General features: G+C 63.0%; 25 protein-coding genes. 8 read left to right on the top strand and 17 right to left on the bottom strand.

Annotated features, from left to right (window positions below; translation table 11 throughout):
• Positions 1–13 precede the first annotated feature (13 nt).
• The gene (locus tag NKJ78_RS01830) at positions 14–475 is read right to left on the bottom strand and encodes a YbaK/EbsC family protein (RefSeq protein WP_023739322.1); all 462 of its coding nucleotides are present in this window, start codon (positions 473–475) and stop codon (positions 14–16) included.
• A 244-nt stretch (positions 476–719) separates the two neighbouring features.
• Between NKJ78_RS01830 and NKJ78_RS01825 the strand changes: the two genes are divergently transcribed.
• The gene (locus NKJ78_RS01825) at positions 720–1,172 is read left to right on the top strand and encodes a cupin domain-containing protein (protein WP_023739321.1); all 453 of its coding nucleotides are present in this window, start codon (positions 720–722) and stop codon (positions 1,170–1,172) included.
• A gap of 77 nt (positions 1,173–1,249) precedes the next feature.
• Here NKJ78_RS01825 and NKJ78_RS01820 read toward each other — a convergent pair whose 3' ends face one another.
• Entirely contained in the window at positions 1,250–1,696 is a 447-nt protein-coding gene (locus NKJ78_RS01820) for a helix-turn-helix domain-containing protein (protein ID WP_245262868.1), read from the bottom strand.
• A gap of 143 nt (positions 1,697–1,839) precedes the next feature.
• Between NKJ78_RS01820 and NKJ78_RS01815 the strand changes: the two genes are divergently transcribed.
• Positions 1,840–2,454, top strand: a complete 615-nt coding sequence (locus tag NKJ78_RS01815) for a hypothetical protein (RefSeq protein WP_023739320.1) — start codon at positions 1,840–1,842, stop codon at positions 2,452–2,454.
• A 161-nt stretch (positions 2,455–2,615) separates the two neighbouring features.
• The gene (locus tag NKJ78_RS01810; protein ID WP_023739319.1) at positions 2,616–2,810 is read left to right on the top strand and encodes a hypothetical protein; all 195 of its coding nucleotides are present in this window, start codon (positions 2,616–2,618) and stop codon (positions 2,808–2,810) included.
• 227 nt (positions 2,811–3,037) lie between these two features.
• Here NKJ78_RS01810 and NKJ78_RS01805 read toward each other — a convergent pair whose 3' ends face one another.
• Complete coding sequence (locus NKJ78_RS01805; RefSeq protein WP_023739318.1) at positions 3,038–3,241, bottom strand: hypothetical protein; 204 nt, start codon at positions 3,239–3,241, stop codon at positions 3,038–3,040.
• A gap of 416 nt (positions 3,242–3,657) precedes the next feature.
• Between NKJ78_RS01805 and NKJ78_RS01800 the strand changes: the two genes are divergently transcribed.
• The gene (locus NKJ78_RS01800; RefSeq protein WP_023669376.1) at positions 3,658–3,927 is read left to right on the top strand and encodes a hypothetical protein; all 270 of its coding nucleotides are present in this window, start codon (positions 3,658–3,660) and stop codon (positions 3,925–3,927) included.
• Between the two features lie 73 nt (positions 3,928–4,000).
• Here the strand turns inward: NKJ78_RS01800 and NKJ78_RS01795 are convergent, their stop codons facing one another.
• The 7 genes from NKJ78_RS01795 to NKJ78_RS01765 all read right to left on the bottom strand — a co-directional run bounded on the left by NKJ78_RS01795 (position 4,001) and on the right by NKJ78_RS01765 (position 8,798).
• Complete coding sequence (locus NKJ78_RS01795) at positions 4,001–4,303, bottom strand: hypothetical protein (protein WP_023705060.1); 303 nt, start codon at positions 4,301–4,303, stop codon at positions 4,001–4,003.
• Positions 4,304–4,387: 84 nt separating this feature from the next.
• Positions 4,388–4,930: a MerR family transcriptional regulator gene (locus NKJ78_RS01790; protein WP_023669374.1), complete on the bottom strand. Its 543-nt coding sequence runs from the start codon at positions 4,928–4,930 to the stop codon at positions 4,388–4,390.
• A 134-nt stretch (positions 4,931–5,064) separates the two neighbouring features.
• Positions 5,065–5,388 carry an integration host factor subunit alpha gene (locus NKJ78_RS01785; RefSeq protein ID WP_006201891.1) on the bottom strand — a complete coding sequence of 108 codons (324 nt, stop codon included), beginning with the start codon at positions 5,386–5,388 and terminating at the stop codon, positions 5,065–5,067.
• A 104-nt stretch (positions 5,389–5,492) separates the two neighbouring features.
• The gene (locus tag NKJ78_RS01780) at positions 5,493–6,464 is read right to left on the bottom strand and encodes a beta-ketoacyl-ACP synthase III (protein ID WP_023669373.1); all 972 of its coding nucleotides are present in this window, start codon (positions 6,462–6,464) and stop codon (positions 5,493–5,495) included.
• A gap of 9 nt (positions 6,465–6,473) precedes the next feature.
• Positions 6,474–7,544 (bottom strand): phosphate acyltransferase PlsX, encoded by a 1,071-nt coding sequence (plsX, locus tag NKJ78_RS01775; RefSeq protein ID WP_023689496.1) that lies wholly within the window; start codon positions 7,542–7,544, stop codon positions 6,474–6,476.
• 147 nt (positions 7,545–7,691) lie between these two features.
• Positions 7,692–8,240, bottom strand: a complete 549-nt coding sequence (locus NKJ78_RS01770; RefSeq protein WP_023669370.1) for a YceD family protein — start codon at positions 8,238–8,240, stop codon at positions 7,692–7,694.
• Positions 8,241–8,255: 15 nt separating this feature from the next.
• The gene (locus NKJ78_RS01765) at positions 8,256–8,798 is read right to left on the bottom strand and encodes a ubiquinol-cytochrome C chaperone family protein (protein ID WP_023669369.1); all 543 of its coding nucleotides are present in this window, start codon (positions 8,796–8,798) and stop codon (positions 8,256–8,258) included.
• 115 nt (positions 8,799–8,913) lie between these two features.
• Between NKJ78_RS01765 and NKJ78_RS01760 the strand changes: the two genes are divergently transcribed.
• Entirely contained in the window at positions 8,914–9,426 is a 513-nt protein-coding gene (locus tag NKJ78_RS01760) for an outer membrane protein assembly factor BamE (RefSeq protein WP_023669368.1), read from the top strand.
• 202 nt (positions 9,427–9,628) lie between these two features.
• Here NKJ78_RS01760 and NKJ78_RS01755 read toward each other — a convergent pair whose 3' ends face one another.
• A complete protein-coding gene (locus tag NKJ78_RS01755) occupies positions 9,629–10,669 on the bottom strand; it encodes a helix-turn-helix domain-containing protein (protein ID WP_198018641.1) in 1,041 nt (346 codons plus the stop codon).
• Between the two features lie 206 nt (positions 10,670–10,875).
• Here NKJ78_RS01755 and NKJ78_RS01750 point away from each other — a divergent pair, with 206 nt between their 5' ends.
• The gene (locus NKJ78_RS01750; RefSeq protein WP_023734146.1) at positions 10,876–11,790 is read left to right on the top strand and encodes a LysR substrate-binding domain-containing protein; all 915 of its coding nucleotides are present in this window, start codon (positions 10,876–10,878) and stop codon (positions 11,788–11,790) included.
• 26 nt (positions 11,791–11,816) lie between these two features.
• On the opposite strand, the gene NKJ78_RS01745 is transcribed toward NKJ78_RS01750, so the two are convergent.
• On the bottom strand, positions 11,817–12,368 hold the full coding sequence (locus NKJ78_RS01745; protein WP_023739316.1) for a hypothetical protein: 552 nt from the start codon (positions 12,366–12,368) through the stop codon (positions 11,817–11,819).
• A 75-nt stretch (positions 12,369–12,443) separates the two neighbouring features.
• The gene (locus tag NKJ78_RS01740; RefSeq protein WP_023739315.1) at positions 12,444–12,905 is read right to left on the bottom strand and encodes an anthrone oxygenase family protein; all 462 of its coding nucleotides are present in this window, start codon (positions 12,903–12,905) and stop codon (positions 12,444–12,446) included.
• Between the two features lie 301 nt (positions 12,906–13,206).
• Here NKJ78_RS01740 and NKJ78_RS01735 point away from each other — a divergent pair, with 301 nt between their 5' ends.
• Both NKJ78_RS01735 and NKJ78_RS01730 read left to right on the top strand, forming a co-directional pair.
• On the top strand, positions 13,207–13,752 hold the full coding sequence (locus NKJ78_RS01735; RefSeq protein WP_245259899.1) for a dTDP-4-dehydrorhamnose 3,5-epimerase family protein: 546 nt from the start codon (positions 13,207–13,209) through the stop codon (positions 13,750–13,752).
• A 1-nt stretch (position 13,753) separates the two neighbouring features.
• Positions 13,754–14,752: a glycosyltransferase family 2 protein gene (locus NKJ78_RS01730; protein ID WP_023739314.1), complete on the top strand. Its 999-nt coding sequence runs from the start codon at positions 13,754–13,756 to the stop codon at positions 14,750–14,752.
• A 77-nt stretch (positions 14,753–14,829) separates the two neighbouring features.
• Here NKJ78_RS01730 and NKJ78_RS01725 read toward each other — a convergent pair whose 3' ends face one another.
• The 4 genes from NKJ78_RS01725 to NKJ78_RS01710 all read right to left on the bottom strand — a co-directional run bounded on the left by NKJ78_RS01725 (position 14,830) and on the right by NKJ78_RS01710 (position 20,093).
• Positions 14,830–16,971 (bottom strand): sodium-translocating pyrophosphatase, encoded by a 2,142-nt coding sequence (locus NKJ78_RS01725; protein WP_352460117.1) that lies wholly within the window; start codon positions 16,969–16,971, stop codon positions 14,830–14,832.
• Between the two features lie 259 nt (positions 16,972–17,230).
• Positions 17,231–17,998, bottom strand: coding sequence for an ABC transporter permease (locus tag NKJ78_RS01720; RefSeq protein ID WP_023739313.1), 768 nt, complete (start codon positions 17,996–17,998; stop codon positions 17,231–17,233).
• Positions 17,995–18,933 (bottom strand): ABC transporter ATP-binding protein, encoded by a 939-nt coding sequence (locus tag NKJ78_RS01715; protein ID WP_023739312.1) that lies wholly within the window; start codon positions 18,931–18,933, stop codon positions 17,995–17,997. The genes NKJ78_RS01720 and NKJ78_RS01715 overlap by 4 nt, the downstream gene beginning before the upstream one ends.
• The gene (locus NKJ78_RS01710; protein WP_023739311.1) at positions 18,930–20,093 is read right to left on the bottom strand and encodes an ABC transporter permease; all 1,164 of its coding nucleotides are present in this window, start codon (positions 20,091–20,093) and stop codon (positions 18,930–18,932) included. The genes NKJ78_RS01715 and NKJ78_RS01710 overlap by 4 nt, the downstream gene beginning before the upstream one ends.
• Between the last annotated feature and the right edge of the window lie 73 nt (positions 20,094–20,166).

The raw sequence follows: 20,166 nt of genomic DNA, 5'->3' as shown, positions 1-20,166 counted from the left end.
AAATCACCAACATTCATCCTTGGCAGACGTCGACCCATTCGGCGCCGACAATCTGTGCCATGCGCTCAGGGCTCAGCCGCACCGCGGCGTTGGTGGCGCCGGCCGCGGGCACGACTTCATCGAAGGCGCGCAGCGAGACGTCGCAATAGACCGGCAGCGGCGCCGGCAGGCCGAATGGGCAGACGCCGCCGACGGGATGGCTGGTAATCGCGACAACCTCATCGGCGTCAAGCATGCGCGGCTTGCCGCCGAAACGGTCCTTGAATTTGCGGTTGTCGAGCCTCGACATGCCGCCGGCCACGATCAGCATGGTCTCACCGCCGACGCGCAGGCAGATGGTCTTGGCGATCTGCGCCGGCTCCACGCCGTGCGCCTCAGCCGCCAGCGCCACCGTCGCGGAACTCGCTTCGGTGACGAGCACTTCGACATCGGGCGCATGGGCAGCCAGGAAGGCGCGCACGGATTCAAGGCTCATCTCGGCATTGTCCCATTCGAAAACGGTTAGCGTTCACACTGGATAGCTTCACGCTCGGTCGGCGGCAACCTCCCCGCCCCTCGACGGCTGCAGCGATACCAGGCCAGGCGGGTCGCGCCGCATGTCAGCAACGCAAGGCGCATCCCCCGTGCGGGAGATGTGTTCGGGCTGCTGCCTTGGTAGGTCGCAATGGATCAGGGCCGGCGCTGATGCTGTGCTCCCACGACCAACCGGAGAGATCATCATGCTCAAGCTCGCCTCGGCTCTGGCGCTGCTGCTTATCGGGACGGCGCCGCTGCTTGCCGACGACATGCCGATAAACGCGGACGCCATCAAATGGGGCCCTGCTCCTGCTGTCCTGCCCGCCGGCGCGGACATGGCTGTCATCGCCGGGGACCCCTCGAAGGATGGCATCTACGTGCTGCGGTTGAAGTTGCCGGCCGGCTACAAAATTGCCGCGCACAACCATCCCACCTCGGAGTATGTGACGGTGATTTCCGGCAATTTTCATATCGGCATGGGCGACAAGCTCGACGAGACCAAAGGCATCGAACTGACCGCCGGCGGCTTCGGCGTAGCCCCGCAGGGAATGAACCATTACGCCTGGACGACAAGCGCTACGATCGTCCAGGTTCATGGCGAGGGGCCGTTCGCGATCACCTACGTCAACCCGGCGGACGATCCGAGCAAGAAGTGACATTCGCCGTTGGGCGAATGCAACAAGCCCGCCAGGGCAAACCATGGCGGGCTTGTTGAACGACGCTTGGCCGTTGTTTATGAAACGGACCGGTTTTCCACAGGCGCCGTGGGCGCCGGGGCATCGATCAGGGCCGTTTCCGGCAATTGCAATGCTGCGGCGATCCGGCGAAGTTTCGTCGGATCGGTGTCCTTGCCGCTCTCTATGTCGGCAATCTCGCTGGTCGACAGACCGCAGGTCAGGGAAAGCTCTTCAATACTGTATCCCTTTGTCTCCCGGATGGCTTTGAGGCCGGGGTGCTCAAGCGCTACATCGGCCGCAACATCGGCCGCCAGCCTGGAGAAGGGTTCGTGTTTTGCAGTTTGGGGCATTGGCAACTCCATGGGGCTAAAGAGTTTTGGATCAAATGATAGGGTGTTGCCTGAGAGCCGGGACAATGCCCGCTTGACGGCGATTTGCCAAGGCCCAAACCGACCGTCACAGCATCGTGAACCGGCGTCAAAACCGCAGGCGCCAGGGCACATATAGGATCTCCGCCCCGATCTCCCAATCAAGTTCTTTTGAAGGGCCGCACGCCGAAGTGTTCAGCGGTTTTGCGCCGCTCGCGCGTTAGCCTGATGTTGCTGGCAGCCGCATCGGGCCAGCTTTTCCCAAGAGGATCAGATCCATGACATTCAAGACATCAGCCATCGTGCTCGCCACGATTTCAGGCCTCGCTGGCGCGAGCATGGTCGCGGCGCAAGCCGCCGAGGCCGTGCGCATTCGCGGCACGGTGACCGCCTTTGCCGGAGCGACGCTGACGGTGAAGACCCGCGAAGGCGCTACCGACGCCATCGCGCTGGCTGAAGGGTGGAAGATTTCCGGCGTCGCCAAGGCGGGTGCCGGGGATATCAAGCAAGGCGATTTCCTCGGCATTGCCTCTGTTTCGAAGGCCGATGGCGGCAGCGGCGCGCTTGAGGTGGTGATCTTCCCGGCCGCGCTGAAGGGCGCCGGCGAAGGCGACCGCCCGTGGGATCTCGAGCCCAACAGCCGGATGACCAACGGCACGGTCGCCGATGTCACCGAGATTGCAGGTCGCACGGTGACGCTGACCTACGACAATGGCCAGAAAAAGCAGATCGCGATCCCGCAGACGACGCCGGTGGTGACCTTCGCGCCGGCGACGCCCGCCGACCTCAAGCCTGGCGCTGTGGTGTTCGTCAACGCCGAGCGCGGCAGCGACGGCAAGCTGACCGCGGGCCGGGTCGTTGTCGGCACCAACGGCGTCATTCCGCCGATGTAAGTTGCCGACGAAGCCGCCAGACACAATCCAGAAACAAAATTCTACAGTCCGGAAAAACTGTCGAAAAGTTCGGAGGCGATAGTCATGACTGCGGGGTTCACCGGGACCGATCTTGCTCGGTGACGGTCAAATTCAGCCCGCGCAGAAAAGGAAACGAAGTCATGAAGAAGTCCCTCCTGTCGGCTCTCGGGCTGGCTTTTGCCCTGGCTGTCTCTCTGCCGCTCATCGGCGCCAGCAGCGCCGACGCAGCATCGCTGCACAAGAAGCATCACCACCATCATCATCACAACAAGCATCACCGCCGTCACCATCACCACCACCACCACCACCACAAGGTGGAGGCCAAGAAGGCCTGACACGGCCGACTTGCCCAACGGGAAGGCTGGCCCTGGAGTCCTCGCCAGGGCCGCCTTCCCGTTGGTTTTTGCCAGGCGACACGTGGAAAAGCTGAAGGCAGGATTCGATGGCGCCCATGCGTCAGAATGCGAGCAACCACAGCGCACCCAACGAACGTATCAGGCGCAACAACACAGCGGTAGCCAGCTGCAGGACACCCCGGGTCTCTCAATGCCGTCGGAACCCGCTAGGACGGCGCCGAGAACGCGAGCACTATTGCGATCAAAATCAAAAGCGGCCCCATCCATTTGAAATGCTTCGCGACCTGCAGCCACCATGGCTGCTGACCTTGCTGGGCCTGAATAGGACTTTGGAGCAGCCCAAAACCAACGCCTGTCATCCACAACCCAGCGCAGAACATGATGAACTCGTCGATGTAATTTGCGACCACGCCCGTCTCCTCCGCCGGTACCTTTGGACTGGCGTTATAGTCGCAGCCGGGAGTGGCAGAAAGCGCGGTGCCAAGTGGCGGCAATGACTGCTGCCGCCACCTGACAAGAGCCGGGGGCGGACTAGGTCTTGGCTGGCCATTTGGGCACGCCACCGTGCGACCTTCGCATGGGATGCCGCGCTACTACGTCAGCGTACTTCACGCGAAATTCATGATCGATGCCGGACGGCCCCGCCAGGCGCCGTCCGTTGGCGAAGGCTAAAAATCGACGTCGCGAAAAAACGCGAAGAAAATTCGAACCACGCATGAACCTTTGCTTTGGAGGCCGCACTAACCCGGCATGGACGCCGAGAAGGCGATCCCAACACAGAAGGACGCCATGGTGGCGATCCTCGACCAGAGAAGGAAATGCTCAAATGACCAACTTCAAGCGCATCACGCTCGCCGCGGCCCTCATCGTCTCGGCCTTCGGTTCGGCTTCCGTTCCGACCTCGGCCTTCGCCAACGGCACGCATCCCACGGGCGACGGCGGCGCGGTTTGCAAGGGCTCCGGGCATTGCCTGGTGCTCTCGATCGAGTGCAAAGGCACCTATACCGACGCCACGGACAAGAATGGCACTGTCTATGGCAAGTGCAGCCAGACCGCGCAGGTTTCGCCGCAGGCCAAGATCAAGCTCGCCAAGTAATCGGCCGCAGATCAGGGAAATGGCGGTCGTCCGCGGGACGGCCGCCATTTTCTTTTTGTTTTCGTGAATTGTTTTAGCGCCGGCTGAGCAACAAGCTGGCGAGAAGGCCGACCACGACCAACCCAACAGCAGCGGCTGTTGCCGGACGATCGCGCGCCGTCTTTTCGATCGCCCTGCCCTGCTTCCTGATCGCCGGCAGCGCATCGCTGACAAGGTCGGCAAGCTGCCCATAATAGTCCGAAGCGGCATCGCGCCCGTCCTCGTAGTAAGCACCGCCGCGTTTGGCCACGACTTTGCGCAAGGCGGCGAGCTCTTTGGAAAGGGTCGCGACCTGCTTTTCGAGATCGAGATCGGAGAGGGTCGAAAGCGATGCCATGATTGTTTTCCTTCTTTTTGAGAGAAGGCCAAACGCATGGCCGCAGAACCGGTTCCGGTCTGCTTGCCCGAGGCAGCGGAAAGGTTAGCGCACCTGGTCGAGCAGGCGCTTGCACTCCAGGAGGTCAAACAGCGCCTCCTGCAGCAAGGCCCGGTTGTCGCGCGACAGTTTCGATGCGCCGGGCTGGACCGGACCTTCCTCCTCGGTCTTGCCCAGGCCGAAAAAGCGGCGGCTGGGTTTTACCTTGGGCTGGCCGACCAGCATCTCGTCATCCATGCCGCGCGGCTGGGCGGCTGGCGTCAGCGGCACCTGATCGGCCTGCCTGCGCTGCGAGATCGCTTCGACGGCAGCCATGTCGCCATTGCCGATGGCGACCAGGAAATGGTTGCCGTTCTCGCGCAGCAGTTTCTGCACGCCCTTGATCGTGTAACCCTGGTCGTAGAGCATGTGGCGGATGCCCTTGATCAGTTCGACATCCTGTGGCCGGTAGTAGCGGCGGCCGCCGCCGCGCTTCATCGGCTTGATCTGGTTGAAACGGGTTTCCCAGAAGCGCAGCACGTGCTGCGGCAGATCGAGATCCTCCGCGACCTCGCTGATGGTGCGGAAAGCGTCGGGGCTCTTGTCCATGGGCGAAATCCTCACGCTGGACGGCGATCCGGCCCAGTCTGCCGAATCGGGTATCATTTCAGCGGTTTATGAAACAATATTCAAGCCCGGCGTCAAAACGGCCCGGCGTTTTCAACCGAAGCCTGCGGCAGAACCTATTTGCCGCCCTTGGCCTTGCTGTTCTGGTGCGAGCGCAGGATACGGCTTTTCAGCACGTTCGACGACTTGAAGGTCATCACCCGGCGCGGCAGGATCGGCACTTCCTCGCCGGTCTTGGGATTGCGGCCGATGCGTTCGTTCTTGGAACGGACGTGGAAGGTGGCGAAGGACGACAGCTTCACCGTCTCGCCGCGTACGATGGCTTCACAGATTTCGTCCAGCACCGCTTCGACGAGTTCTGCCGATTCAGTGCGTGACAAGCCGACCTTACGGTAAACAGCTTCGGCAAGGTCGGCGCGCGTAAGTGTCTTTCCCCCCATGCGACCGTCCCATCAGTTCAAAAAACATAAATCGATACAGGTAAAGGCAGAGCCTAAGTAATTGATCCGGCAAGGTCAAGGACCGAAACCGGACCGTTCGGCACTTACCAGCGAACGAGAACCGCGCCCCAGGTGAAGCCGCCGCCCATCGCTTCCAGGAGCACGAGATCACCCTTCTTGATGCGACCGTCGGCGACAGCCACCGAAAGCGCCAGCGGCACGGAAGCAGCCGAGGTGTTACCGTGCAAATCGACGGTGACCACCACCTTTTGCTCAGCAATCCCGAGCTTCTTGGCCGAAGCGTCAATAATGCGTTTATTGGCCTGATGCGGCACGAACCAGTCGAGGTCGTCGGCGGTTATGCCGGCCTGCGAAAACGTCGCCTCGATAACGTCGGTGATCATGCCGACGGCGTGCTTGAACACCTCGCGGCCTTCCATCCTGAGATGGCCGACCGTGCCGGTGGTCGAGGGACCGCCATCGACGAAAAGCTTGTCCTTGTGGGCGCCGTCGGAGCGCAGGCTCATCGCCAGCACGCCACGGTCGGCAATGCCGCCGGTGCCCTCATCCGCTTCCAGCACCAGCGCGCCGGCGCCGTCGCCGAACAACACGCAGGTCGAGCGGTCGCTCCAGTCGAGGATGCGCGAAAAGGTCTCCGCGCCGATCACCAGCACGCGCTTGGCGAGGCCGCCTCTGATGTAGAGGTCGGCGGTGGTCACCGCATAGACGAAGCCCGAGCACACCGCCTGCAGGTCGAAGGCAAAGCCGTGATGCATGCCGAGCCGGTTCTGGATCTCGACGGCGGTCGCCGGAAAGGTGTTGTTGGGCGTCGAGGTCGCCAGCACGATCAGATCAATGTCGGCAGGCGTAAGACCAGCATTGTCGAGCGCTGCGCGCGCCGCCGCCTCGCCCAGCGACGCCGTCGTCTCGTCATCGGCGGAGATATGACGCTGGCGGATGCCGGTGCGCTGGGCGATCCACTCGTCCGAGGTCTCGACCATGCCTTCGAAATCGGCATTCTTCATGATGCGGCGGGGCAGCGCAGCACCGGTGCCGCGCACGACTGATCTGATCAAAGCTCTTTCCTATTCCTTTTCGTCGACGGTGGCGTCGGATTTCCTGCTTGCCTGGGCATGCGGGTTGCGCGCATGGAACAGGTCGAGATCGGCCTCGATGCGGTCGATCAGATTGTTGCGCACCATGTCGTAGCCAAGCTCTATGGCCGCCGCGAAACCGTCCGAATCGGCGCCGCCATGGCTCTTTACCACGATGCCGTTCAGACCCAGGAAAACACCGCCATTGGAGCGGCCCGGATCGAGCTTTTCGCGCAGGCGGTCAAAAGCGCCCCTGGCGAAGACATAGCCGATCCTGGCCATCAGCGTGCGGTTCATCGCGGCGCGCAGATAGCCTGAGATCTGGCGCACAGTGCCTTCTGCCGTCTTGAGCGCGATGTTGCCGGCAAAGCCCTCGGTGACGACCACGTCGACCGTGCCCTTGCCGATGTCGTCACCCTCGACGAAGCCATGATAATTCATCGAGGCCATGTTGGCCTCGCGCAGCATGCGCCCGGCTTCCTTGACCTCTTCCTGTCCCTTGATCTCCTCGACGCCGACATTGAGCAGGCCGACTTTCGGCCGGTCGATGCCGAACACCGAGCGCGCCATGCCGGTGCCGAGAATGGCAAAGTCGATCAGCTGGTGCGCATCGGCGCCGATGGTGGCGCCGACATCCAGCACCACGCTCTCGCCGCGCATCGTGGGCCAGATCGCCGCGATCGCCGGACGATCGATGGTCGCCATCGTGCGCAGGCAGAACTTCGACATCGCCATCAGCGCGCCGGTATTGCCGGCCGAAATGCAGGCCTGCGCGCTGCCACTCTTGACTGCTTCGACAGCCTTCCACATCGACGACTTCCAGCGGCCGTGGCGCAGCGCCTGGCTCGGCTTGTCATCCATCCTGACCGCGACTTCGCAATGGTGGAACTCGCTGACCTCGGCCAGTTTGGGAAATTTGGCGAGTTCGGGGCGCACCAATTCCTCGCGCCCATATATGACGAAGCGGATGTCGGGACGCCTGACGGCGACCGTCATGAGTGCCGGGATGACCACGTTTGGCCCGTGATCGCCACCCATGGCATCGATGGAAATCCTGATCACGCGGTCTTTATCTCACTAGCTTGGGCCAGGGCACATGGCCCGCGAAAGAAATACTAAACTCGCGAAATTCGGGGGCTCGCGAAGGTTCGGCGAAAATAGCGGTTTTGGGCTGCCGCACAACCGGCTTTTCTCCGATCGCTTCGTGTTTTAGGATTTTCCAAGCAAGGATCGCAGCTTTTGCTGGAATTCATTCTCGACGGGCTCGTCCGGGCCGGCGGCATCGAGAGAGGCGCCTGCCTTGCGCGGATAGGGATCGATCGCCAGCCCGAAGAACTGTTCGGCGAGCGCGCCGACGTCGATCGTGTCGCCGGAGAATGTTTCCGGGCCGTCTGGCCCGTCGGCGTCGAGCAGGATCTCGCCGCCGCCTTCGAAACCTTGCCGTCCGAGTTTGGATTGTTCGGGCAAGAACAGCGCCTCGACCTCCTCGTCGATATGGGCCGCGACCGGCTCAAGGGTGACGATGCAGGCCTGGGTGATATCAGCCTCGACGCGGCCGCTGACCTTGACGCCATTGCGCTTCCACGGCGCCACCAAAAGCTCAGCACGGTAGTTTTCGACCGAAAGCAGCTCGTGCTCGCGCGCAAGCATTGCGCGCTGCGCGGCGTCGGCGTCGATCACCACCTGCAAACCTTTGTGCGGCAGGCGGCCGACATTGGCCGCGAATGAGACCGGGCTAGGCGTGTCCACATGTTTCATCTTGGTCTCCCCTCCTCACTCCGCTTTCGCGACGGGAAACGCCACGGCACCGGAAACGATCGATTCGGACGGCTGTGCTTCAAGCTGCCTGGCGGCATCGATTACATAGGACGCCAGCGGCAGGGCTTGCGGCCAGGCGCCGGCATCGGGTCTGACATTGCGCGCCAGGGCGGCGGCAAGCGCGTCGCGATCGCTGCGTTCCAGCGCGTCGTCATAGGCGGCGGTACGGCCGTAGAACATTTTGGCCAGCCTCTTCATGCGCTTGGGCACGCCGACATCGCCAACGCCCAGTTCCCGCAGCGAATGCTCGACATCGAGAAAGAACTCGTCGATCAGCACCTGCGCGACCTCATGCGCGACGCCCTCTTCGCCGCGCAGCCGGTGCTGAAACAGGAACATATGCAGCGACAGCATCTCGAAACGGCCGAGCGGCGTATCCGGCACATTCCAGTGGGAATAAAACACGGTCTGCCGCGCCGCCGCCACGATTTGTGCGTAAAGCGCCTCGGTGATAGCGCGGTTGGCGTTGCGTTCGCGGCCAAAAAGGCGCTGGAACATTGAGGGTGGTCTCCTGGGGACCGATTGTTTGAATGGGCCTTGTTGCATCGGCAAGCAAGCTGGTTTACCGGTTTTGCCGCCCAGCGCAAGTTGCGGCCAGCTAATGGAGTTGTTGTTGCGCGCGCTGAAATTCAAGTCGACTTTTCTGCCTGGGGCCACCGCCGCGGTTTCGCTGGTGCTGGTGGCTTCCGCGCTGTCGGGCTGCAATTCGTCCAAGATGTTCGGCGACCTTAACCCTAGCGAGACGCTGACGCAGGGCTATGTTATCGACCAGCAGGCGGTCGATTCGGTGCCGGTGGGCTCCAGCCGCGAACAGGTGCTTCTGGCGCTCGGCACGCCATCGACGAAAGCCACCTTCGACAATGAGGCGTTCTACTACATTTCGCAGACGCGCAAGCGATATGTCGCTTTCGACAAGCCGCGCCTGGTCGACCAGAAAGTGCTCGCGGTGTATTTTGGCGAGGACGGGCGCGTCACCCAGATTGCCAATTACGGTCTGAAGGACGGCAAGATTTTCGACTTCATCTCGCGCACCACGCCGACCGGCGGCAAGGACCAGAACTTCCTCAGCCAGATCATCAAAGGCGCCAGCAAACTGGCGCCCCCCATTCCTGGCGGCGGCGCCTAAAGCGCGTCGCATTTGAACGGATCCAGGCGACGCGCTTTAGGCCTTTGTTTTATGCATGTCGTTGTCTCAAAACCGGAGCCACTTTTGAGCGACATGCATTAAGAAGCGACCGCTTTCCTCAGATTTTTGCTTCCCCCGAAGCGACACCTTCTCAGGCGACCAAAAGCCCGCGGGAGCGATCCTGCGGGCTTTTGTTTTGAGGTCATGCGGCCGCAACACCCGTCGCGCTTTGCCGCGCGTGGCCTGTTCGGCCGCCGGGCTCCAGCGAGGCGCGGTGCACAGCCGCACTCTGCCGCGCTTCCGAAGGCGTCATGCCGAAATGCCGGCGGAAGGCGTGGTTGAAGGTCGAGAGATCGCCGAAGCCGGCGTCGAAGGCGATGGCGCCGATGGTGCGGTGTGCCAGGCGCAGGTCGGATAGCTTGCTGCAAACCAGCGCCAGCCGCCGGCCAAGCACGAACTGCGACAGCGAGGTACCCTCACCCTCGAACAGCTTTCTGATATAGCGCGCGCTGACGCGGTGGCGCCCGGCCAGCGCGTCGGACCCGACATCGCCGGAAGCCAGATTGCTTTCGATATCGGCTTTGATGGCGCGCAGCCGCGCGGCGCGTATGCCGCGACCTGCGGCGACCTCGGTGGCGTCCTGCGTTGCCCCAACCACGACCGCGACAAGGTCCTGTATGTGCTTGGCGGCAAGCCAGCGCAATTCGGATGCGGCCAGGTTCGGCTCCTGCATCAGCAGACGGACATAGCTGGTCAGCAGCAAGAACTTTTCGCCCACGCATGACATCGGCGTCATCAGGGCGGCATCCGCATTCGCAGCCATGGGCCCGAGCGCTGCCTTGGGGATGGTGATGAAGAGATGATGCGACATCGCCCGTTCGATCACATGCGGATCAGAGGAGGACAGAAGGATTGCCTGGCCGGCCTCGATGCTGGCCTCGCGGCCGAGATGCGAGAAGGTGGCAGCGCCCTCCAGACACATGAAGAAAATGTAATCATCGGTCCCCTTGGCCACGGCGCGGGAACGGATGGTGCGGAAGGCGGTGGTCCTCGAATCGGCAATGCCGACGCCCGGCAGCCGCAGGATGGTCGCGTCGACGGAGAGCTTTTCCTCCGTGACGTTAAAATCCATGTCGGTCACCATCCGGCGCAACAGGTCGCAATAGACGTTTCGCCATTCCGCTCGCGGCCACATGGCGGTCGAAAAGCGCGCATGCGCAAACTCGGGGGGTCGAATAGTCATGGGGTACTCCCAAGCGATTGTCTTCATTTCACTGTCGTTCGTAGTCGAGGCTCGTTCCATGAACGGCCTCTTTCGACGGCGGCAATCGGGGGGCAGTGGATGGCTACAATGATTTGCGCGCTTGGACAAAAGACTATTTACGAAGCTATGGATGAGCTTTGTTCATTCATGCTAAGGAACCCATGGGCGGGATCGGGTAACGGCAAATGACAAGACGGCTTCCACAACTGGAATCCATTCGTGCTTTCGAGGTCATTGCCCGGCTGGGCAGCTTCAAGCGCGCCGGCGATGAGCTGAATGTTACGCCAAGCGCGCTCAGCCACCGCATCGCCGATCTCGAAGCCGATCTCGGCGTGCTTCTGTTCACCCGCCATGTCCGCCGCGTCGAACTCACGCTTGAAGGCGAACGATTGTCCGCGGGCGTGCGACGCGCATTGCTGGAAATCCAGAGCACGGTCGCGAGTGTCGCGCGCAACGAGCGCACGAGGCTGAGGGTCACTGCCATTCCTTCGCATGCCGTGCGCTGGCTGGCCCCGCGTCTGCACAGGTTTCGCAAAAAGCATCCCGAAACAGAGATCGACATCAATGCGGATCTTGCAGTCGTCGACCTTTCGCAGCGAACAGTCGACATCGCATTGCGCTTCGGCGGCGGACACTATCCGGCCGTCGAGACCGAATGGCTGATGGCAGATGCGATCTTTCCTGTCGTCAGTCCCGACTATCTCGCCGCCAACGGCCCGGTCAGAGACCAGCACGATGTGCTGCGACTGTTCCGCATCCTCGACACGACGGCCGAAAATGACGAGAGTGGAGCCAATTGGCGCCACTGGTTCGAGAGAAACAATCTGCCGCTGGATACGGTTGGCGACGGCATGAATCTGAATGGCACCTTGTTGGCGGTCGAAGCGGCGGCGAGCGGTCTGGGCGTCGCCATCGCGAGGAAGTCGCTGGTCGAGAGCGATTTGCGCACCGGCAGGCTCGTCCGCCTCCTGACGACGGACATACCGACGAACTGGAACCACTACGTCGTCGTCCACCCGTCCATCTCCGCCTGGGAGCCTGCCAGATCGTTCATCAACTGGCTGAAGGCGGAAGCCGGCGACAACACCGGCGACGGTTGACCTCGGCGGCCGTCTAGGAGCTCTCATCACATCGTATCGGCCATTTGCTCATCCTTGCGGCCCGACTGGTTTGCGGTCTTGGCGGCAAGCGCTGCCGCCATCTGGCTCTCCAGCTCGCGCAGCTTGGCGTCGAGTGTCGCCATGCCGCCCCAGGCGAATGTCGCGCGGTACAGCGGTGCGATCTCGGGCGTCAGGAATTCGACCAGGGTTTCGTCCTCGACCCAGACCTTGAGCACCTTGAACAGGCGGGCATCAATCAGCCCGCTATGCCAGCCCATGCGGGCGGCAATGCCCTGGATGGTTTCGGTCGAATTGGGCGTGCTGAGCAGCACATGCGAGCCGGAGCGCAGGCGCATGTTCGGGTCGAAGCCGATGCCGAGCGGCGCTTGCTGGTCCAGAACCGTGCCGCACGGTAGGATTTCGATCAGCGAGCCGAAATCGTCGCAGAGGCAGACGAACCATGCGCCCTCAGGAAATGGCGGCGACGGCGCACGAACCGCGGTGGCGACAAGCATTTCGGCAAGGACGCTGGCGACGGCCTGCGGATCGCGGGCGTTGAATGAAGCGTGATGCAGCATGGCAATACTCCTGTTTTCAACGGCGGCGGTCGGCAGAAGTGCCGACCCATGCCGCGGCGTTCCGCAAAAACTGAATCACCGGCTGAGCGTCAGGATGACCGCGGCAAACAGGCAGGCGTATTCGGCCAGTCCAAGCACAAGGCGCAAATTGTGGTTGGCCGCCCAGCTGTCGCGCGTCTGCGCCCAATCATCGGGGATGGTCACCGGCGTCCAGCTCTGCACCTGTTTGTTGAGCGGCACCTGACGGCTGACGGTGAAGCCAATGTCGATCACCACCAGCGCCGCGGCGACGATGGTCAGGATGCGCGGCAGGCCGGCATCGACCGCAAACATCGCCATCGCCGCGATCAGCACCAGCGTCGTCAGCCTGACTAACGGCATCACCCGGGTAAACGTCCGGTCGCGCATCTGATGCATGGCCATGTACTGGCCGGCGGTAAGATCATCGATGCGAAAATCGTGGATTACACCCGAGACGTAGATGCCGGCAATAATTCCAGCCAGCGCAAGCGAAGCCGCCATCAAGAAAATGTCCATGTCTTTTCCCTGCCCGAATGTCGTTTCCCTGGCCAAAATCGCCGCAGAGGCGAGCCCGACACCGCGTCGATCGCAATGTCCTGGCCAATGGCCGGGGTATTAAAGCAGGCGAAAGGTCCGGGCTTGGGTAGGATGGAACGATGTTTTGGGCAATGCGGCCCTCCGATTGCGTCGGAAACATCAAGTGCCGTGAGATCGAAGCCTATCAGCAAACCTTGACGCGTACTTGCCAGCGACCGGTCAAATTCGTATCAGACCGTGCTGGCCAATGGCGCATCACGCTGAATTGGGAGGAGCATCCGTGCCGGAAAAAACCCGGACAAAACCGACAGGCTGGATGGCGACCGGAACGGCTGACGGCCAGGTGGTCACGCCTGACTGGATACCCATCGAGCCGGTGGCGATCGATGGCGTGAGGGTCAAGGAGATCAGGCCGGTCGCAACCTCCACCGGCTATCTGACCGAGATCTTTCGCGAGGAGTGGGAGCTCGATTCGGAGCCGGTCGGCCAGGTCTTCCAACGGACCTTGTATGCCGGCGCGGTGACTGGCTGGCATGCACACGCGGTGACCACCGACCGGCTGTTCTGCTGCGTCGGCAGCGTTCGCATTTCGCTGTTTGACGGACGCAAGGCCTCGCCGACCTTCGGCGCCGTCTGGCACAAGATTATCGGCCCGTTGCGCCCGGCGGTCGTCATCATTCCACCCGGAATATGGCACGGTGTTGTTTCGCTCGGAGCGGAGACGGCGGTGCTGCTCAACCTCGTCGACAAGGCCTATGCCTACGATCAGCCCGACCATTGGCGCCTGCCGCCAGACACCGACCACATTCCCTACAGACTGGTGTAGCGTGGAAGCATCGGCGCAGCGCAATCAGGCCGGCGGCGAACCGCTGGTCTCGATCGTGATCGCGACGCACAACCGGCCGGCAGCACTGCGGCAGGCATTGACCAGCGTCATGCGCCAGACGTTGCAAGGCTGGGAAGCCTTGGTCATCGGCGACGATTGCAGGCCGGATACGGCGGCCGTTGTCGCTGAATTTGACGATGCCCGCATCGTCTACATCGATCTTCCTGTCAATTTCGGCGAACAGTCCGGTCCCAACAATATCGGCTTTGCCAGGGCGCGTGGCCGCTTCGTCGCCTTGCTCAACCACGACGATCTGTGGTTTCCCGACCATTTGGCGGCGATGACCGGCTGGATCGACGCCTCGGGCGCCGACGTGGTGCTGGCGCGCGGTGCCGTCATCCAGCCGCCGTCGGCGGCCGGCAATCCTGTGAATTCGATCTTCGGGATCGGCAAGGATGGTTTTTACGACCCCGTCACGACGGAAGGATTTGGCTCAGCACACATGTTTCGCCGCGCTTCGTTCAGCCTGCTCGGACCTTGGCGACCCGCCAGCCAGTGCTTTTGCGAAAGCTCGCAGGACTGGCTGTTTCGGGCATGGCGAAAGGGCGCGGTGATCGCGACGATGCCGCACCTCACGGTGATCAAGCTGCATTCCGGCATACGCAAGGGTTCCTATCTCGGCGACAATGCGCAGGAACAGAAGGATCTTCTGGACGCCATGCAGACGCCGGACGCCTTGCGCGTGAAAATCCTTGGCTGCGCGGGCGAACCCATTCGCCTGGCGGCATCGAGTTATCTCAGGCGCAGGCTGATGGCGGCTCTTGGCATCCATCCCCGCGCCCGCGCCTTCCGCCGCAAGTATAAGCGAGGCGCCTTCCTTGCCAAGCTGCGGCGCCTGCGTGGCCTGGCGCCGATGCCTGAGCGCGAACCTGGCGTGAGCGAATTGCTCGATCGCTACAGCAAGCGCGGCGATGCCGGCACCGAGCCGGATGAGGGTTGACTGCCACCAGCGTAAATCTCAAACAAAAACCCGCGGGATCGCTCCCGCGGGTTTGTTCCTGAAGCAGTGGCGTTGCCTTAGCCGTGCGCGAGCACGGCCAGCAGCAGAAGCGCCACGATGTTGGTGATCTTGATTGCCGGGTTGACCGCCGGGCCGGCGGTGTCCTTGTAGGGATCGCCAACCGTGTCGCCGGTGACCGAAGCCTTGTGCGCTTCGGAGCCCTTGAGGTGCTTGACGCCGTCCTTGTCGACAAAACCGTCCTCGAACGACTTCTTGGCATTGTCCCAGGCGCCGCCGCCCGAAGTCATCGAGATGGCGACGAACAGGCCGTTGACGATGACGCCGAGCAACGAGGCGCCGAGTGCCGCAAAGGCGGACGCCTTGGAGCCCGAGATCAGCTGCACGCCGAAATAGACGACGAGCGGCGCCAGCACCGGCAGCAGCGAGGGGATGATCATTTCGCGGATCGCCGCCTTGGTCAGAAGGTCGACGGCGCGGGCATAGTTCGGCTTGGAGGTGCCGGCCATGATGCCCGGGTCCTCGCGGAACTGCTTGCGCACCTCCTCGACGATGGCGCCCGCCGCGCGGCCGACCGACGTCATGGCGATGCCGCCGAACAGGTACGGGATCAGGCCGCCAAAGATCAGGCCGGCGACAACATAGGGATTGGAGAGGTCGAAGGAGACATCGCCCATGCCCTGGAAGTATGGATATTTGTCGCCATTGGCGGCAAAGAACTTCAAATCGTTCGAATAGGCCGCAAACAGCACCAGCGCGCCAAGACCGGCCGAACCGATGGCATAGCCCTTGGTCACCGCCTTGGTGGTGTTGCCGACCGCGTCGAGCGCGTCGGTGGAGTGGCGCACTTCCTTGGGCAGGCCGGCCATTTCGGCAATGCCGCCGGCATTGTCGGTGACCGGGCCGAAGGCGTCGAGGGCGACGATCATGCCGGCAAGGCCGAGCATGGTGGTGACCGCGATCGCCGTGCCGAACAGGCCGGCGAGCTGGTAGGTCGAGATGATGCCGCCGACGATGACGATTGCCGGCAGTGCGGTCGATTCGAGCGACACCGCAAGTCCCTGGATGACGTTGGTGCCGTGACCGGTCACCGAGGCCTGGGCGATGGAGTTCACCGGGCGCTTGTTGGTGCCGGTATAGTATTCGGTGATCACCACGATAAGACCGGTCACAACGAGACCGATCAGGCCGCAGATGAACAGGTTCTTGCCGATGATGGTCATGCCGGCGACGGTGCCGACCTCGCCCCAGCCGACGGTTGCCGAGGTAGCGACACCGAGACCGACGATCGACAGCAGGCCGGTGACGATCAGGCCTTTGTAGAGGGCGCCCATGATCGAGCCGTTGGAACCGAGCTTGACGAAGAAGGTGCCGACGATCGAGGTCAGGATACAGGCGCCGCAGATGGCGAGCGGATAGAGCATCGCCGCACCCAGAGCGGCGGTTCCGCCGAAGAAGATGGCAGCCAGCACCATGGTGGCGACGACGGTCACCGCATAGGTCTCGAAGAGGTCGGCGGCCATGCCGGCACAATCACCGACATTATCGCCGACATTGTCGGCGATGGTGGCCGGGTTGCGCGGATCGTCTTCGGGAATACCGGCTTCGACCTTGCCCACGAGATCGCCGCCGACGTCGGCGCCCTTGGTGAAGATGCCGCCGCCCAGACGGGCGAAGATCGAGATCAGCGATGCGCCGAAGCCGAGCGAAACCAGCGCATCGATGACGATGCGGTCGTTGGGCTGCAGGCCCATCGGGCCGGTCAGAATATAGTAGTAAATCGACACGCCGAGCAGCGCCAGGCCAGCCACCAGCATACCGGTGATGGCGCCCGACTTGAAGGCGATGTCGAGACCGGCGGCGAGGCTGTTGGACGCCGCCTGCGCGGTGCGCACATTGGCGCGCACCGAGACGTGCATGCCGATGAAACCGGCGGCGCCCGAGAGCACGGCGCCGATCAGGAAGCCGACTGCGGCGGTGATCGAGAGCAGCCACCAGGCGAGCACGAGCACGACCACGCCGACGATGGCGATGGTGGTGTACTGGCGCGCCAGATAGGCTTGCGCGCCTTCGCGGATGGCGGCGGAGATTTCCTGCATGCGTGCGTTGCCCTGATCGGCTGCAAGAACCGATCGTGTCGCCCAGATGGCGTAAAGGATTGAAAGCAAGCCGCAGGCGATGACGGCAGAAATGATGGTCATTGCCGAATTTTCCTCGATTGATGGCCCAAAAGAACCCCTCCCTGGGCCGTTGGTGCGGGGAGCGGATAAGCCTAGGCGGAATCCGTCCTTCGCAGCGGTGTATGCGAAACAGGGCTCGGAACGTCAAGATATTGTTCGGTTTTTACCCTGCTTTCAGCCAAAAGGTTTAGGCCAGAACATTCCCGTGGCCGATGCCTTGCTATTAGATCGGTTGAATGACGCTGCGTCAGTCAATGCTTTGCCCGCAGTCCAGCGAAGGTCAGTCGCCAGTCTCCTGCCCCATCTTGCGCGCCGTGTAGCGTTCGATCGCCGACAGGCCGTCATAGATCAGCACCGCAAGGGCAGCGACGATCAGGCCGCCTTGCAGGACGAAGGCGAGATTGTTGGACAGCAGGCCGGCGATGATCACCTCGCCCAGCGTCTTGGCGGCAACCGTCGAGCCGATCGTCGCCGTGGCCAGGCTGATCACCACCGACAGCCTTATTCCGCCCAGAATGATTGGCGCGCTCAGCGGCAATTCGACCTTGACCAGTCTTTGCCAGCCCGTCATGCCGGCGCCGCGCGCGGCCTCCATGATGTTGCCCGGCAGCGTTGTGAGGCCGGTCAGCGCGTTCTCGAAGATCGGCAGCAGGCCGTAGAGGAACAGCGCAATTAGCGTCGGCTTCTCGCCGAAACCGACGGCGGGTACCGCCAGCGCCAGCACCGCCACCGGCGGAAAGGTCTGGCCGATATTGACCAGGCTGCGCGACAGCGGCAGGAACTCGGCGCCCGCCGGCCTGGTGACCAGGGTGGCGAGTGCGACCGCAACGATGGTGGCGGCGACGGTGGCGATCAGCACGGTCCTGAGATGCAGCAGCGTGAGCGTCAGCAGGCTGCCCTGATTGTAGATCGCCGGCGCATTGTTTTCGGTCAGCGGCTTCAACAGCGGCTCGAACCAGCCGGGATTGGTGACGAAGGCTATGAGAAGCACCACCAGGGCAAGCCTGAGCAGCGAAGGCAGCCAGGCTTTTAGACCGGCCCCTTTCATGCCGGCCTCGCCGCGCGCTTCACCAGCCCGTCGACGGTGACGCGGCCGAGCAGCTTGCCGTCTTCGCCCTTGACCGGCAGCGCCGGCCGGCCCGACCACAGAAGCTCGGCCAGCGCGTCGCGCTGGCTGGCGTCGCCTGGGATCGCCTCGCCTTCGGCAGTCCCCTTTTCCACGGCGTCGCGCACGCGGCCGAGCGACAAGAGCCGGAACGGCTTTTCGCTGGCGCCGACCAGGGTTTCGACGAAGGCGTTCGCGGGCCGCGCCAGGATCTCTTCCGGCTTGGCGTATTGCACCAGCTTTCCGGCATCCATGACGGCGATCTTGTCGCCCATGTGGACCGCCTCCTCCATGTCGTGGGTAACGAGGATGATGGTGGTGCCGAAGCGCTTCTGGATTGCCAGCAGGTCCTCCTGCGCCTTGGTGCGGATGATCGGGTCGAGTGCGCCGAACGGTTCGTCCATCAGAAGCACATTGGGCTCGGCGGCGAGCGCGCGGGCGACGCCGACACGCTGCTGTTGCCCGCCGGACAGTTCGTGCGGGTAGCGCGGGCCATAGGCCTCGGGGTCGAGCTGGTAGAGTGTCATCAACTCATCGACGCGGGCCTTGATGCGGTCCTTGTCCCAGCCCAGCAGGACCGGCACGGTGGCGATGTTCTGCGCAACGGTGTGGTGCGGGAACAGGCCGTGGCCCTGGATAGCGTAGCCGATGCTGCGGCGCAGCTCGTAGCCGGGCAGCGTGCGGTTGTCGTTGCCGTCGAGCTTGATGACGCCGGCGGTCGGCTCGACCAGCCGGTTGATCATTCGCAGCAGCGTCGTCTTGCCGGAACCGGAGGTACCGACAATGACGCAAACCGTGCGCGGCTCGACGACCATGGACACGTCGTTGACCACGGTCGTCGCGTCATAGCGCTTGGTAATGCCTTCGATCTCGATCATGCCGTTTCAACCCTGCGCCTGGTGGCGGTCATTTCGATTACTGCGTCGAGGATGATGGCCGCGGCAAAAGCCAGCGCCACCGTCGGCACGGCGCCCAGCAGCACCAGGTCCATCGCCGTCTGGCCAACGCCCTGAAACACAAACACACCGAAGCCGCCGCCGCCGATGAGTGCGGCGATGGTGGCCAGGCCGATGTTCTGCACCAGCACGATGCGGATGCCGGTGAGGATCACCGGAAAGGCCAACGGAAACTCGACGCCGAACAGGCGCTGGCCATCGGTCATGCCCATGCCGCGCGCTGCATCATTGGCCGCGCGGGGTACGCCGGCAAGCCCGACCACGGTGTTGGCCACCACCGGCAGCAGCGAATAGAGGAACAAAGCCACGAAGGCGGGCGCGGTGCCGATGCCTCTGATACCGAGCGCTGCGGCACCCGGAACATGCGCGGCGACCCAGCCCAGCGGCGCGATCAGCAGGCCGAACAGCGCGATCGAGGGTATGGTCTGGACGATGTTGAGCACATTGAGCACGCCGGCCCGCAACCGTTCGACGCGGTGGCACAGGATGCCGAGCGGCAGGCCGACGATCACCGCCGCCGCCAGCGACCCCAGCGCCAGTGTGATGTGCTTGGAGCCTTCGGCCCAGAAACTATCGGCGCGGTTTGCATATTCCTTGAGGATCGACAGGCTGTCCCACTGCCCCGATATCAGCAACAAGCCGATGGCCAGCGCCGCGAGGACGAGCACGCCGATGCGGGCAGGTGGCGACAGGTTGAGCCTGGTCAGCACGTCGGCGAGCAACAATGTGAAGGCAAAGATCAACAGCCAGAACCCGGAAGCCGGCGAGATGCGGGCGAAGGTGTTGCCGGCCGGCGTCAGGAAGGTGCCGGCGACACCGATCAGGATGGCAAGGGCGGCGAGCGCCACGACGCTTGCGGCCAGGCGCAGGACAAGCGGGGTCTTCAGCAAGGCAACAATTGCGGCCACGACGATGATCGCCAGCAGCAGCGGCCCGACTGTGGCCGGCAGCGCGTCCAGGGTCGAGCGCGCCTGACCGGGAACGATACGATTGGCGCGGAAGGTGGCGAACGGGGCCAGAAACGCCGCATAGGCAACGATCGCCGCGATAACCACGCCGAGCTTGTCGAAACGCAGGGTCATGGATGCCCCTCATGAGGAGCGATTTTCCACGTTGCGCAGACTACGCTGGTGATCGGCGAAATCCGATCTCCCC

The sequence above is a fragment of the Mesorhizobium sp. M0037 genome (assembly GCF_040323635.1).
Taxonomy (GTDB): Bacteria; Pseudomonadota; Alphaproteobacteria; order Rhizobiales; family Rhizobiaceae; genus Mesorhizobium.
This window is presented reverse-complemented; position numbering and strand designations above follow the sequence as displayed.

Bases quoted from the DNA above. Each gene is read 5' to 3' on its own strand.
- NKJ78_RS01715 (WP_023739312.1), bottom strand. From the start codon at position 18,933: ATGATCGAGATCGAAGGCATTACCAAGCGCTATGACGCGACGACCGTG.
- NKJ78_RS01820 (WP_245262868.1), bottom strand. From the start codon at position 1,696: ATGTGCCCTGGCGCCTGCGGTTTTGACGCCGGTTCACGATGCTGTGAC.
- NKJ78_RS01795 (WP_023705060.1), bottom strand. From the start codon at position 4,303: ATGGCATCGCTTTCGACCCTCTCCGATCTCGATCTCGAAAAGCAGGTC.
- NKJ78_RS01745 (WP_023739316.1), bottom strand. From the start codon at position 12,368: ATGCTGCATCACGCTTCATTCAACGCCCGCGATCCGCAGGCCGTCGCC.
- NKJ78_RS01770 (WP_023669370.1), bottom strand. From the start codon at position 8,240: ATGAAACATGTGGACACGCCTAGCCCGGTCTCATTCGCGGCCAATGTC.
- NKJ78_RS01785 (WP_006201891.1), bottom strand. From the start codon at position 5,388: ATGGGGGGAAAGACACTTACGCGCGCCGACCTTGCCGAAGCTGTTTAC.
- NKJ78_RS01800 (WP_023669376.1), top strand. From the start codon at position 3,658: ATGACCAACTTCAAGCGCATCACGCTCGCCGCGGCCCTCATCGTCTCG.
- NKJ78_RS01830 (WP_023739322.1), bottom strand. From the start codon at position 475: ATGAGCCTTGAATCCGTGCGCGCCTTCCTGGCTGCCCATGCGCCCGAT.
- NKJ78_RS01815 (WP_023739320.1), top strand. From the start codon at position 1,840: ATGACATTCAAGACATCAGCCATCGTGCTCGCCACGATTTCAGGCCTC.
- NKJ78_RS01765 (WP_023669369.1), bottom strand. From the start codon at position 8,798: ATGTTCCAGCGCCTTTTTGGCCGCGAACGCAACGCCAACCGCGCTATC.
- NKJ78_RS01725 (WP_352460117.1), bottom strand. From the start codon at position 16,971: ATGACCATCATTTCTGCCGTCATCGCCTGCGGCTTGCTTTCAATCCTT.
- NKJ78_RS01755 (WP_198018641.1), bottom strand. From the start codon at position 10,669: ATGACTATTCGACCCCCCGAGTTTGCGCATGCGCGCTTTTCGACCGCC.
- NKJ78_RS01740 (WP_023739315.1), bottom strand. From the start codon at position 12,905: ATGGACATTTTCTTGATGGCGGCTTCGCTTGCGCTGGCTGGAATTATT.
- NKJ78_RS01810 (WP_023739319.1), top strand. From the start codon at position 2,616: ATGAAGAAGTCCCTCCTGTCGGCTCTCGGGCTGGCTTTTGCCCTGGCT.
- NKJ78_RS01710 (WP_023739311.1), bottom strand. From the start codon at position 20,093: ATGACCCTGCGTTTCGACAAGCTCGGCGTGGTTATCGCGGCGATCGTT.
- NKJ78_RS01750 (WP_023734146.1), top strand. From the start codon at position 10,876: ATGACAAGACGGCTTCCACAACTGGAATCCATTCGTGCTTTCGAGGTC.
- NKJ78_RS01825 (WP_023739321.1), top strand. From the start codon at position 720: ATGCTCAAGCTCGCCTCGGCTCTGGCGCTGCTGCTTATCGGGACGGCG.
- NKJ78_RS01790 (WP_023669374.1), bottom strand. From the start codon at position 4,930: ATGGACAAGAGCCCCGACGCTTTCCGCACCATCAGCGAGGTCGCGGAG.
- NKJ78_RS01720 (WP_023739313.1), bottom strand. From the start codon at position 17,998: ATGAAAGGGGCCGGTCTAAAAGCCTGGCTGCCTTCGCTGCTCAGGCTT.